Source organism: Rhizobium sp. Leaf384, assembly GCF_001424065.1.
GTDB lineage: Bacteria > Pseudomonadota > Alphaproteobacteria > Rhizobiales > Rhizobiaceae > Ferranicluibacter.
This window is the reverse complement of sequence record NZ_LMQE01000006.1, coordinates 148,465-160,759: the sequence shown is the minus strand read 5'-3', so window position 1 is coordinate 160,759 and position 12,295 is coordinate 148,465. Positions and strand designations below refer to the sequence as shown.

12 protein-coding genes are annotated in these 12,295 nt (G+C 65.7%); 6 read left to right on the top strand and 6 right to left on the bottom strand.

Annotated elements, in window-relative coordinates; all coding sequences use genetic code 11:
• The first annotated feature begins 44 nt into the window (after positions 1–44).
• Positions 45–2,915, top strand: a complete 2,871-nt coding sequence (locus ASG25_RS14395; RefSeq protein WP_062475030.1) for a hypothetical protein — start codon at positions 45–47, stop codon at positions 2,913–2,915.
• A 65-nt stretch (positions 2,916–2,980) separates the two neighbouring features.
• Here ASG25_RS14395 and ASG25_RS14390 read toward each other — a convergent pair whose 3' ends face one another.
• Positions 2,981–3,433 (bottom strand): hypothetical protein, encoded by a 453-nt coding sequence (locus ASG25_RS14390; RefSeq protein ID WP_062475027.1) that lies wholly within the window; start codon positions 3,431–3,433, stop codon positions 2,981–2,983.
• Between the two features lie 218 nt (positions 3,434–3,651).
• On the opposite strand from ASG25_RS14390, the gene ASG25_RS14385 reads away from it, so the two are divergent.
• Positions 3,652–3,876, top strand: a complete 225-nt coding sequence (locus ASG25_RS14385) for a hypothetical protein (RefSeq protein WP_062475026.1) — start codon at positions 3,652–3,654, stop codon at positions 3,874–3,876.
• Between the two features lie 124 nt (positions 3,877–4,000).
• Here the strand turns inward: ASG25_RS14385 and ASG25_RS14380 are convergent, their stop codons facing one another.
• Positions 4,001–4,750 carry an outer membrane beta-barrel protein gene (locus ASG25_RS14380; protein WP_062475024.1) on the bottom strand — a complete coding sequence of 250 codons (750 nt, stop codon included), beginning with the start codon at positions 4,748–4,750 and terminating at the stop codon, positions 4,001–4,003.
• 308 nt (positions 4,751–5,058) lie between these two features.
• Between ASG25_RS14380 and ASG25_RS14375 the strand changes: the two genes are divergently transcribed.
• Together ASG25_RS14375 and ASG25_RS14370 are read left to right on the top strand one after the other, a co-directional pair.
• Positions 5,059–6,237 carry an alpha/beta fold hydrolase gene (locus ASG25_RS14375; protein ID WP_062475023.1) on the top strand — a complete coding sequence of 393 codons (1,179 nt, stop codon included), beginning with the start codon at positions 5,059–5,061 and terminating at the stop codon, positions 6,235–6,237.
• Between the two features lie 53 nt (positions 6,238–6,290).
• The gene (locus ASG25_RS14370) at positions 6,291–7,334 is read left to right on the top strand and encodes a DUF4105 domain-containing protein (RefSeq protein ID WP_062475021.1); all 1,044 of its coding nucleotides are present in this window, start codon (positions 6,291–6,293) and stop codon (positions 7,332–7,334) included.
• A 34-nt stretch (positions 7,335–7,368) separates the two neighbouring features.
• Here the strand turns inward: ASG25_RS14370 and ASG25_RS14365 are convergent, their stop codons facing one another.
• The 4 genes from ASG25_RS14365 to ASG25_RS14350 all read right to left on the bottom strand — a co-directional run bounded on the left by ASG25_RS14365 (position 7,369) and on the right by ASG25_RS14350 (position 9,478).
• Entirely contained in the window at positions 7,369–7,686 is a 318-nt protein-coding gene (locus tag ASG25_RS14365) for a hypothetical protein (RefSeq protein WP_062475019.1), read from the bottom strand.
• 180 nt (positions 7,687–7,866) lie between these two features.
• A complete protein-coding gene (locus ASG25_RS14360) occupies positions 7,867–8,580 on the bottom strand; it encodes a class I SAM-dependent methyltransferase (protein WP_062475017.1) in 714 nt (237 codons plus the stop codon).
• 199 nt (positions 8,581–8,779) lie between these two features.
• Entirely contained in the window at positions 8,780–9,043 is a 264-nt protein-coding gene (locus tag ASG25_RS14355) for a KTSC domain-containing protein (protein WP_082475621.1), read from the bottom strand.
• 138 nt (positions 9,044–9,181) lie between these two features.
• Positions 9,182–9,478, bottom strand: a complete 297-nt coding sequence (locus tag ASG25_RS14350; RefSeq protein ID WP_062475014.1) for a hypothetical protein — start codon at positions 9,476–9,478, stop codon at positions 9,182–9,184.
• A gap of 208 nt (positions 9,479–9,686) precedes the next feature.
• Between ASG25_RS14350 and ASG25_RS14345 the strand changes: the two genes are divergently transcribed.
• A complete protein-coding gene (locus ASG25_RS14345; protein ID WP_062475010.1) occupies positions 9,687–10,061 on the top strand; it encodes a VOC family protein in 375 nt (124 codons plus the stop codon).
• Positions 10,062–10,240: 179 nt separating this feature from the next.
• Positions 10,241–12,223, top strand: coding sequence for a methyl-accepting chemotaxis protein (locus tag ASG25_RS14340; RefSeq protein WP_062475004.1), 1,983 nt, complete (start codon positions 10,241–10,243; stop codon positions 12,221–12,223).
• The last annotated feature ends 72 nt before the right edge of the window (positions 12,224–12,295 follow it).

The following is a 12,295-nucleotide window of genomic DNA, read 5'->3' as shown; positions in this document are numbered from 1 at the left end:
AAGTATCGGCTTAATCACCCCGAAGGGTTGAAAGAAAGTTTTCGATGGCGGATTTTGTAGCAGTTATTCGCAGGACCGTGGACGGTTTGTCCGACAACAGTCCGGAGATGCGGTCGAGGGTCTACGAAAAGGCCCGAGGTGCCGTCCGCCGTCAGCTCGAAAGCATGAAGCCGCGCCCCTCCGACGAGATGATCGATCGGCAGATGGGCAAGCTCGAAACGGCCATCACCGAGGTGGAGGCCAGCCACGCCGCAGCGCCCGCCCTCGATGCGGCGCCTGCGGCTGCGACCGCTACGGCTGCGGCCGTCGCTGTTGCCCCGGCGGTTGTTCCGGTCGAGACGATGCCGGAGACGATGCCGGAGACGGTGCCGGAGCCCGTCCCAGAGCCCGCGCCGCGCGAGCCTCTTCCGGTCGACGTCGCATCCCCGGCAGCAGCCCCTGCCGAGGTTACGTTCCAGCAGCCGTCCGTACCCTACGACGTCACGCATGTTGCACCGGAGCAGCCGGTCGAAGCGGCGCCCATTGCCGCCGAGCCTGTCGACGCGTTCGCGCCCCGGCCCGTTGACGAGGCACCATACGAAGAGCCAGCTTACGAAGAACCGGCCTACGAAGAGCCTGTCGACCAGGCGCCGTCCTACGAAGAGCCGGCCTACCAGAAGCCGGCCTACCGGGAGCCCGCCACGGATGCCGGCTATGCCGACGAACCTGCCGACATCGCAGAGGCGCCGCAGCCGATCGAGCCGGTGGAGCCGGACGCGGTCGAGGATTTCGCCTATCTGAACGAGCCGGCGGCGCAGCCGGACGATCGGACGGCCGACCCCGTCGACGCGCCCATCGATCCGCCCACCGATGCGGTAACCGACGAAAACGACATGGTGGCGCTCGAGCCGGAGCCTGTCGAGGAACCCGCGCAGGATTGGGCCGACGAGCACGACCGCGCGCCGGAAGCGGCCTCGGCCGAGCCGCACGCGATCGAGCCGGAGCATCCGAGCTACGAGCCCGTCGCTTTCGAGCCCGTATCCCGCGAACCGGACGCTTATGCGCCTGTGGCCCACGAACCTGTGGCCTATGAGCCTGTCTCCTATGAGCCGGCGTTTCATGAGGCCGCACCTCTCGTGGAGCCCGACGCAGAGGCGCGCGACGCCAGCGCGATGCCGTCGGCGACGTGGGATCTGCCGGAGTGGAACGAAGCACCCGCCGGCCCTGTCGCCGCGCCGGATGCGGAGCCGGTGGCCACGCAGACCTACGAGCTGGCCGCCACGCCGGTCACCGCCCATATCGAGCCCGTCTGGACCGAAGCGGTCGAGACGCACCCGGCCGAACAGGCTGCCGATCCGCATGACGACTGGCGCACCGAGCCGGTTTCGGGCGACGATCGCGGCGACGCTGTCGACGCGACGCCCTTGGTCCTGCCGGCCGTATCAGGCGGCCTCACGCCCGAGGGCGAGCCGTCGCATTCCTGGGCACTGGACGAGACGGATCCCTTCCAGCAGGAGGTTCGTCCCGAAGGGACCGAGCCTGCCGTGTCGGACTGGTCCTGGCCGGTCGATCGGTCCAACGAGACCGAGCGGACCGAGGCCGGCGACGAGCCGCCGCCGCCGCAAAACTGGGACGAGATCGACAGCCTGCTGGCCGCCGGCGGCGCTGCGGCGGCCGCACAGGGTCGTGCGGCCCTCGATCTGGCAGAGGCGCCCGCCGCGCCGCGCCGTCCGGCCTCCTATCGCGCCGAGCCGCGCAAATCGGCTTTCAGCATCAAGCGGGTCGTGTCGGTGCTCGTTCTCCTGCTCGTGTTCGGCGGTGGGGGATATGCCTACTGGATGAGCCGCGATGCGGTGAACAGCTGGATTTCCGACACGATCGCTTCCCTCAATACGGCGCCGCCGACCGCCAGCAATGGCGGAACGTCGGCATCCGGGACCGGCGCGCCCGCATCCGGCACCGCGGCCAGCGGCAGTGCGACCACCGATGTCGCCTCCGCCGAGCCGAACAACAAGTTCACCCAGCGTCTCCAGACGGACGGCAGCGAGGTGGACGAGGGCGCGGCCCAGCCGCCGGCCGGCGAAAGCACGGCGCAGGAAGGCAAATCCGTGGCCGCGCAGACCGAGGCGAGCCGCCCGGTCGATACGGCCGACGCATCCGCAACGCCGCCGGCCCAGGGCAATGCGGCGACGACGACCGATGCAAGCCCAGCCGCGACGCCAGACACGACCCCGGCGACGACCCCCGGCACGACTCCGGCTGCGACCCCCGGCACATCGCCCGATGCTGCGGCTGCCGGTGCGGATGCGGCATCCGCCCAGACACCGCCCGTCACCCCGACCGGTGCGCCGGACCAGGCCACGACCCAGATGCCGGCCGGCGCGCAGAAGATGTTTCTTTATGAGGAGCGTCTCGGCCAGACGGCGCCCACCGCCATCGAGGGAAGCGTCGCCTGGTCGCTGAAGGAGGAAGCGCCGGAAGCCGGGCAGCGGCCCGAGCCTGTCATCCAGGCGCAGATCACCGTGCCGGACCGCGGCCTGACCGCGCTGATGACGATCAAGCGGAACACCGACACGTCGCTCCCGGCCAGCCACACGATCGAATTCGTGTTCTCGCTGCCCGAGAACTTCGAGGGCGGCAGCATCGACACCGTTCAGCGCGTGGCGATGAAGCGCAACGAGCAGGATCGCGGCGACCCCCTGATCGCCGTGCCGGCCAAGATCACCGACGACTTCCACATGATCGCGCTCAACGATTTTCCCGAAGCCGTGACGACCAATCTCGATCTGCTGCGCACACGGGCCTGGATCGACATTCCCCTGACCTACCGCAACGGCCGTCGTGCGCTGCTGACGCTGGAGAAGGGGACGGCCGGCACCGACGCGTTCAACCAGGCGCTGACCGCCTGGAGCCAGGCACGCCCGGCCGGGAACTGAGCCATCGTCGCTGGGAACACGGCCCGGGATCGCCTCTGCGCGGTCCCGGGCCTTTGCGTGTCGCGTCACCGTGCGGACGGCGCGATCTTGAAGACCGCGTCTCCGACGAACAGGATGACATAGCCGCCTTTCGCTTCCGCCTCCGTCGCCCAGCGTTCCAGCATCGCCGCGTACGGCGCCTCGCGCCAGACCGCCGGGTGGTCGGGATCCACCAGCACGGTCGTCTGCGGTCCCTGCTCGTAGACCATCATCTTGGCCACCAGCGGATCCCATTCCGGCTCGAGATCCGGTCGCGTCATCCAGGCACAGAGAAAGTCGCGGCAGAGGGTCGGACGCTCCGGATAGATCGCGCAGCCGTACCCGGCCGTGCAGTGCCGGCACCAGGCATTGGCCGGTTTGTCCAGCGCGTCGATATCGGGCAGGCGGCAGCAGAGCGTGCAGGTGCGGCAGGCGCGCCCCTCGACGGAGGCCGGCTGCGGTGTCGCCGGGGCCGGCGGATGGGTGTGAGCGCGTGTCAAGGAAGGAGAGAGCCTCTGTCTGCCTGTCGAACGGAAACGGCCGCCCGATCGGACATGTCCCGGGCGATGCAGCCGTAAGCCCGTCGGTACGTTTTCCGACCCAGAATCACAAGCCGGTCCTTTGGTGATATCCTTGCCCCCCGGCCTGTGTCGGCAGCCGAGGTCTGAGAGCCTCGGGTGCTGCGGCACGGCGATCTGCGGCGAAGTGGGATGTCGATATGCACCCGAATTTCCGTTTCAGCATCTTCCTTCAGGGTCGGCTGGCGCTGCCGGCAATGATTCTCAGCAGCCAAGCGCTCCGCCGGACGCTGATGATCGCCAGCGACAACAACGAAGCGCGCGCCGACTATATCTACCAGCATGTCGAGGAGACCGGGCGATGCCAGATCTTCGCCGAGGACGAAATGACCGGCTATGTGATCGAGAAGATCCTCGCATCCTGACCGGACGGCCCCGGCCCGTGGGCCGGCCTGCCACGCGGCTGGACCACCTTTCCGAGGAACGACGCCACGAAAAAAGCCGGCTGGAGGACCAGCCGGCTTTTTTCAGTCACGAGGCGGTAAAGCCTTAGAAGGTCTTGCGGAAGCCGACCATGACGGCGTGGCTGCGGAAATCCGTTTCCGAGCGCGAACCGTCGCGTGCCGTGAACGAGAAGTTGTCGGCAGCGGTGAAGCGGTAGCCGATATCGAACGTGGTGTTGGTCAGCAGGGCGAAGTTGGTGAACAGGCCCAGTTCCTGGATGTTGATGCCGACGCCGGCGTCCAGGTGGTAAGCAAAGCGCGTGTCGTCGTCATCCATGAGGGTGCCGGCGCCCGCGACGGCAACGCCTTGGCGACGCAGTTCGAGGTTCATGACACCGGCGCCGCCGCCGACGTAGGGCGTGATGGCCGAAAGCGCGCCACCGAGCGGGATGTCAAGGTAGCCGTTGACATAGCCCTGGATGGTGCGGGCATCGCCGAAGCTGTCGATGGAGTCGAAGGACGGGCCGCCGCTGACGCGGTGATGATCGACCGAGGCATTGCCCATGCCGACTTCCAGTTCGATGCGGGGCGTGACGAAGCCCATCTCGCCGAAGCTGTAACCGGCGCGGACGCCCGTGTAGTAGCCGACGTCATAGTCGGTTTTGACCGTCGCGCCGCCGAAATCGAAGGATGTGTCGTCAAGGAAGGTCAGGCTGCTGACCGAGCCCAGGTAGAAGCCGCCATTGGTTTCAACGACGACCGGACCGACCGGCTCCGTCAGATCAGCAGCGCGAACGATGGAGCCGGTTGCGGCAAAGACGACACCGGCGAGCAGGATCGAGGTAAAGCGGGTCATGAAGATATCCTTCGAAAGAGGGGACGCAGTCGGCAACGGTGCGTCGTGTGATTTGTAAGTAGCTGGTTTTTGCGCGTCGTGTAGAGGAGATCTTCGTAATTTACGGCGCACCCCCACCTCGAAAAATGGGGCTGTTGCATGAAAGTCACGAATGCGCCCTTGACGTGTATCGGCATTTTTTGAGGATGATAGCGCGAGATGGTCAGCCGGGCAGCGGCGCTCTATGTTGCGCTTGACGGTGCATGAGCACCCGCGCAATAAGGGCGGCATGCTTGCCGGTTCCCTGCAAGAGCCCATGAGGACGCCTGATGACTGCGATCTGCGCCGGTGCGCCTCTTCTGCGCGTTCGCCCTGGCATCCTCTTGTTTCTGTTCAGCGTTTTCGTCGCGCTCGCCGGCTGCGCCCATCGGCCGCCGGCTGCCGTGCTCGAGCCCGTCTCCGCGCCCGCCGGAGGGGCGTCCGCGGCGAAGGCGTCGGGCGCGAGGTCGCTGACGCTCTTTGCCGTCACCAACCGCACGCGGGACGGCGACGGCTTTGACAGTGGCCGCGCCCGGACGATGACCTATGAGCGCTACCGGCTGTCGATACCGGCCTCCCACAAGCCGGCGGCGATCGAATATCCGTCCGGCCAGGCGAAGTCCGCGCAGGCGATGCCACAGGCGATGATGGTGCGCGAACGCCGCAGGCTCGACCAGCGCGGCATGGTCGCCGCCATCGTGTCGCAACCCGGCTTCGACGGCACGGTCGGCCTGTTCGTCCATGGCTTCAACTACCGATACCAGGAGGGCGTGTTCCGGCTCGCGCAGATGGCCGTGGACTCGCGCAGCAAGGCGATGCCGGTGCTGTTTTCCTGGCCGTCGGAAGGGGCGCTGTCCGGCTATCTCGCCGATCGCGATGCCGTGCTGTTTTCGCGTGACGATCTGGTGTCGCTGATGGCGGCGCTCAGCGAAACGGGCAAGGTGCGCCAGATCCTGGTATTCGGCCACAGCATGGGCGGCTTTCTCATCATGGAGTCCTTGCGCCAGCTCCGGCTGACGGATCGCGGGGACGTGCTCGACAAGCTGACGGTGATCCTTGCCGCGCCCGATATCGATGCGGACCTCTTTCGTCGGCAGATGGACGTGATCGGTCGGCTGCGTTCGCCGCTGGTTCTGCTGGTCTCGCCGCAGGACGAGGCCCTGGCGGCCTCCAGCCTGCTCAGCGGTGCGCGTCCACGGGTCGGCCGGCTCGATGTCGAGGACCCCAAGGTGCGGGAGACGGCCAAGGCCTACGGCGTGCTCGTGGTCGACATCACCTCGCTCGATGCGCCGGACGGGCTGGGCCATGATCGCTATGCGAGCCTTGCCGCGCTCGGGCCCCAGATCGGCGCACTTGGCCGCCCCGGCGCGGCGACGCCGACGGATGTCGGGGCCTTCATTCTCGATGCGGCGGGTCAGGTCGTGGCAAGCCCCTTCACCGTCGCCGGGCGCATCCTGTCGCCGCAATAATCTTCGGGCGGCGGATGCGAGCCCGCCGCGTCACTCTCCACGAGGTTCCCAGCATGCGCGTGATCACGACCCTTGCCGCCGGCCTCCTCGGCGTCGTCCTTTTCCTGCTGGCGCTGCTCGCCACCGTATGGACGGCCCTTGCACTCTGGTACCGGATACCGGGCGACGCGCTCGTGCGCGGCGGTGCCGCCGCTCTCTGGGTTGCCTTCGTTCTCGGCCTTGTGCTTTTTGGCCGACGCTCTCCCTTGCCGGCCGTCGGCATCTTTCTCGTGGGGCTCGTCGCCGTTGGACTCTGGTGGCAGACGATCCGCCCGCGGCTCGATCGCGACTGGGCGCCCGATGTCGCCCGAACGGTGACGGGAACGATCGGCGGGGACGAGGGAGCCGGCAACGGCGCTGCGGGACAGGTGGGCCACCTCGTCACCCTGCACAATGTGCGCAACTTCCGCTGGACGAGCGATCGCGATGCCGAGCCGCGCTGGGAAACCCGCAGCTACGATCTCGATACGATCACCGGCACCGATCTCGTCCTGTCGTACTGGGGCATGGACGCCATCGCCCACACGCTCGTCAGCTTCGGCTTTGCCGACGGCCGGCACGTGGCGTTCTCCGTGGAAATCCGGCGGGAGACAACCGAGGAATTCTCCTCCATCGCCGGCTTCTTCAAGAGCTACGAGCTCGCCTTCATCGCCGCGGACGAGAGCGATATTCTCTATCTCCGCACCAATATGCGGCGGGAGGACACCTATCTCTACCCCCTGGCCCTGCCGCGACAGGCGGCGGCAGCCCTGTTCCTGACCTATGTGAACGCCGCCAATGCCCGCGCCGAGACACCGCAATTCTACGACACGCTGACCACCAACTGCACCACCGTCATCTTCGATCTCGCCCGGCTGGTGTCGCCCGGCATTCCCATGGACTGGCGCATCCTGCTGTCGGGTTATCTCCCGGGCTATCTGCTCGATCAGGAGGCGACCCTCTGGAAGCTGCCGGAAAGGGAACTCCGGGCGAAAGCCGCCATCAGCGCCAAGGCGCAGGCGCAGCCGACCAACGGCCCCGACTATTCCACGATCATCCGCGCCGATCCCGCGCCCTGAGCCTGTTTGAAGCGTCGCGCGGGGCTAGCGCAGATCAGCGCCGCCGGCGGTAGATCAGGATGGCAATGCCGAGGATCACCAGCGCCGTCGGCCAGAAATCCGTCATCTGGTCGAAGGACCATTTCCACATCTCGTAGCCTTCGAGATGGGGCGGCTTCATCTTCACGCTGACCTCGAAGTCGCGTTTTTCCCGTCCATGGAAATGCCCGATGGCAAAGGCGAGCCCCATCAGAACGGCCACGCGCCGCTCGAAGACGATGCAGAACAGCGCCGCCACGACGGCGGACATGACGAGGGCTTCGACGATATGCCCGGCCCAGTCGAAATTTGCCTGAATATAGGTCCAGTCCATTGGATGCCGTCTCGCTGTCGCTCTCCGGCTTGCGGCCGGGCAGGCGGCGCGGCTGCGGCCTGAGAGCCGTCTGTTCCGCCCCACCCTAGGCCGAAATCCCGGGCGAATGAAGCGCCGATCCGGTGGCGGGCCTGCACAGCCTGACATGGCGGTGGAATGCCGCGTGATCTGGCGGGCCGCTTATCGCGACTGCGTGAGGACCATGAGGGACCAACCGCCGATCATCCGGACCGTGCCGTGTGGCGCGACGGAATAGGCAATGCGGCGCGGATAGGCGGCGAGCCGTTTCTTCCACGTCTTGCCGGATTGGTCGATCGCCCAGGGCGTATAGAAGCTGTCGACGATATCGAGGCCGCATTCCCGGAGAAGCGCAAGCGCCGAAGAGCGGTCGAAGTAATGGAGATGTCCGATCTTCTGACGGGCCTCTTCAAGAACCCAGCCGCGGCCCACGGCAAGTGCGTTCATGTCGAGCGGAATGTGAAATACCTGGCGGGTCGATATCGCGTGCATCGCACGGACGAATTCGAAGGGGCTTTCTACATGCTCGATGACATCGATGGCCATGCACAGGTCGAACCGGCGATCGGTGGCGAAGGGGCTGCCGAGGGTAAAGGCGAGGCGCGGCGACGCTCTCTGCAGGCTGCGTTCATAGGCTGCGGGTGCGATCTCGAAACCCTCGATCGCGGCCTTTGGAAAGTCCTGTGCGAGAACCTCGAGGATGGCCCCGGTTCCGCAGCCGACCTCGCAGATGCTGCGGGGATCGATCCCGTTCGATCGAAGGATCATGGCGATGTGCCCGGCCTTCCAGGGCGCATCCTCCTCGTGCCAGGTGGGATTTTCCGCCAGATAGTCCTGGCCGGCGTATCGTTCGCTGTTGGTGCTGGACCCTGACACGACAAACCCCTCGCATGGGCCATCCGGCCTGCCGCGGAGTAGTGCTCCGCATCCTCCTTATTTCAGGTATACATTAAACACCGGAGAAGGATGTGGCAACCGAAAACGTCGTGAGGCGCTGGGGCGCGCGTGTTGCCAGGGCGCGTGTCTGCCGCCACCGGCGCGACACGCTGAGGTGCGAAGCGCCGGATCCCGGGTTTCAGGCCGCCCGGACCGCTGCGGCAGGCTGCCCCACGACCCGCTCGGTGACCCGCTCCGTGACGAGGCGCGGAAACTTCGTGCGGATATGATCGATGTAATGCTGGCCCGGCGAGGGCGCGTCGATCATGGCATGGACGTCGGCCTCGCCGACGCCCAGAAAACGCCGCTCCTCGCCATTCTTCAGGCGGAGATGGAGCTGCCCGTCTTCGGGATTGAAGAAGACCGCGGTGATGATTCTGGAGTTGACTGGAAGCTGCTTCATCGGCGTGTCCCGCTTTCTGTGTGACCGAAAGCAGAGTGCCTGAAAATCGTTACGGGCCTTCCCAGCAAGGATGGTAAAGACACCCTGCGCTCGATGCATCAAATGCAACCGATGCACGGGGTTCGACCAGCGCGGGCCTCAGCGGATGCTGGAGCGCCCGCTCGCATGAATGAGGCCGCCGCTCGTGCTGCCGACGCCCGTCGGCCGCAGATCGACAGGAGGATAGCAGACCTGCACGATCTCCGTGTACCGCGGATACGGGAAGCGATAGTCGATCTGGAGCCGCTCGCAATCGACATCCGTGGCCACATAGGCGGCACGCGGCGCATATCGGTTCATATCGCCGCCCTCGACGATCAGATCGGCGGACGAGGCCGCGGTGACGGACAGAAAGGAGCCGCACACGGAGAGGGCAAGAATGAGCGCTTTGTACACGGCGTCCTCCGGACATTGATGGGTCAGTCGACTATGACGGTCAGGAGAATATGGCCCGCGTGCCGAAAGTCGAGTCCCGCTGCATCGACATCCGGCCTTTGCGTTCGAAAGCGTGCCGTTTCTTGCCTTTAAAACAAGGTTTGCCAGGCGCACGGGATGCGGTAGTTTCACGGCACCACCCCGGACGGATCATCTCTGGAGACGCAGCATGTTCACCCACATCATGATCGGCAGCAACGATCTCGAGAAGGCTAGGGACTTCTACGACGCCACCTTCACCGCTTTGGGCGGACAGCCCGGCAAGACGGATGCCCGGGGCCGGCTGATCTACGATCACGAGGGCGGTTTGCTGATGATCACGACGCCGATCGACGGCCGGCCGGCGACCGCAGCCAATGGCGGAACGATCGGCATCGGCGCAGCGAGTGCGGAACATGTTTTTGCATGGCACAAGGCCGGGACCGAGCATGGCGGCACCGCGATCGAGAGCCCGCCATCCGAGCGCCCGAACGGCGCCTTCGTCGCGTATCTGCGCGATCCCGACGGAAACAAGCTGTCGGCCCGGACTGCAAAAACGCGGTAGACGCTCCGTCGAATCCGGAAAAGCTTAAGATCCCATGGCGCGATTTTTTCCATTCGGGTCATCGGGGATTAATGCCCGGTCAACGGACGAAGAGTAAGTCTACACTATCGGTATGAATCGCCGATGGATGGAACGCGCACGGCAGATGACTTGCCAACAGCACGCGTTGAGTGCTTCCCATGACCCGCCCCAAGATCAAGACTGCCCTGATCATCGTGCTTTCGATGATCGGCCTGACATTTGCAGGCTTTGCGGCCTATGCCGTCCTCAGCATGGCCAACATCAACAAGAGCACCTCCGACATCGCCGGCAACTGGATGCCGAGCCTGGATGCCGCCAAGGAGGCCGACAACGCCTTTACCGACATCCGCGTCGCATGGCGCGATCACATCGTGTCGAGCACGGCCGCCGAGCAGCAGCTTGCCGAGGCCGACGCCACCGAAGCGGCCGCTCGCTTCACCAAGGCGCTGGCAGCGTACGAGAAGATCTACACCTACCCGGTCGAGCTCGAAATCACGAAGAAGATCCGCGAGGACTATGCCCAGTTTCAAGAGCTTCTCGCGCCGCTGAAAAAGGCTTCGGCCGCCGACGATTATGCGGCTTCGGAAAAGATCCTGCTCACGGACATGAAGCCGCTTTCGGCCAGTATCAATGACGGCCTTGCCAAGCTGGTCGATATCAACACGAAGGGTGCTGGTGCGGCTTACCAGTCGAGCATAGCCGGCTACAATCAGGCGCTTTCGGTGACGATCGTGCTGCTGGTGTTCACGGCCCTTCTGATCGCCGGGTCCATCTGGTTTGCGGTCACGGGGATTGCGCGTCCCATCCAGGCGATCACGACGTCCATGAACGGTCTTGCACGTGGCGATGCCGCGACGGCCATTCCCTTTGCGGGTCGGGCCGACGAGATCGGCGAGATGGCAGCGGCCGTGGAGGTCTTCCGGGCCAACGCGCAGGCCAATGCCAAGCTGGAGCAGGACGCCGCGACCCAGCGGCATCTGACGGAAGAACAGCGGCTTCGCACGGCGGACGTCGAGCGGACGCGCGCCGAAGCCATGGCGCAGGCCACCAACGGCCTTGCGGATGGCCTGAAGCAGATGGCGTCCGGTAACCTTGCCTTCGAGCTCAAGCAGCCTTTTGCCGACGACTTTGAGAGCCTGCGCGCCGACTTCAATCTGGCCATTTCCCAGCTTCGCACGACGCTTGCCGACGTCGCGAAGGTTGGAAACTCGATCGACGGCGGGGCGCGCGAAGTCAGCCAGAGTGCCGACGACCTTGCCAAGCGGACCGAGCAGCAGGCTGCGTCGCTCGAAGAAACCGCGGCAGCCCTCGACCAGATCACGGCTAACGTTGCCAATTCCTCCAAGCGCGCGGAGGAGGCGCGGTCCGTCGCTGTCCAGGCGAGCACCAGCGCGACGCAGTCGGGAACCGTCGTCGCCAGCGCGGTCGAGGCCATGCGCAAGATCGAGGCATCGTCGTCCGAGGTCGCCAACATCATCAGCGTGATCGACGAAATCGCGTTCCAGACCAACCTGCTGGCCCTGAACGCCGGCGTCGAGGCGGCCCGGGCCGGCGAGGCCGGCAAGGGTTTTGCCGTCGTCGCCCAGGAGGTGCGCGAACTGGCGCAGCGCTCCGCCAAGGCTGCGAAGGAAATCAAGGATCTGATCCGAAATTCCTCCGTGGAAGTGGGAACCGGCGTCAAGCTCGTCAGTGACACGGGCGAAGCGCTGACGACGATCAGCCAGTTCATCGTGACGATGAACCAGCACATGGACTCGATTGCCACCTCGGCGAAGGAACAGTCGATCGGGCTTGCCGAGGTTAACACGGCGGTCAACCAGATGGACCAGGTGACGCAGCAGAACGCCGCCATGGTGGAGGAAGCCAATGCGGCCGGCGCGACGCTGGCCAGCGAAGCCGGCCGGCTGCGCGACCTGATCAGCCAGTTCCAGCTCGGCCAGGCGGACAGCTCCTCCGTCCAGACGGCTGCCCTGCGCAAGACGGCGGCGACGATGGCCTCGGCCCGCTTCACGCCGGCACACGTACCGGCACCTTCACCGGCCCGCGCGATGGCCGGCAAGATCGCCAGGGCCGTCACGGGTCGCGGCGCTGCCACGGCAGCGGCCGTCGCCCCTTCGACAGACAGCTGGGAAGAGTTTTAAGCGACGCTCTTTCTCACCCGACGGAAAGGCGCTGCCGGTTTACCGGCGGCGCCTTTTTTGTTGGGAGGCGGC

Coding starts and splice junctions, on each gene's coding strand:
- ASG25_RS14365 (WP_062475019.1), bottom strand. CDS start 7,686: ATGGACTGGACCTATATTCAGGCAAATTTCGACTGGGCCGGGCATATC.
- ASG25_RS14345 (WP_062475010.1), top strand. CDS start 9,687: ATGTTCACCCACATCATGATCGGCAGCAACGATCTCGAGAAGGCTAGG.
- ASG25_RS14385 (WP_062475026.1), top strand. CDS start 3,652: ATGCACCCGAATTTCCGTTTCAGCATCTTCCTTCAGGGTCGGCTGGCG.
- ASG25_RS14355 (WP_082475621.1), bottom strand. CDS start 9,043: ATGAAGCAGCTTCCAGTCAACTCCAGAATCATCACCGCGGTCTTCTTC.
- ASG25_RS14340 (WP_062475004.1), top strand. CDS start 10,241: ATGACCCGCCCCAAGATCAAGACTGCCCTGATCATCGTGCTTTCGATG.
- ASG25_RS14375 (WP_062475023.1), top strand. CDS start 5,059: ATGACTGCGATCTGCGCCGGTGCGCCTCTTCTGCGCGTTCGCCCTGGC.
- ASG25_RS14370 (WP_062475021.1), top strand. CDS start 6,291: ATGCGCGTGATCACGACCCTTGCCGCCGGCCTCCTCGGCGTCGTCCTT.
- ASG25_RS14395 (WP_062475030.1), top strand. CDS start 45: ATGGCGGATTTTGTAGCAGTTATTCGCAGGACCGTGGACGGTTTGTCC.
- ASG25_RS14380 (WP_062475024.1), bottom strand. CDS start 4,750: ATGACCCGCTTTACCTCGATCCTGCTCGCCGGTGTCGTCTTTGCCGCA.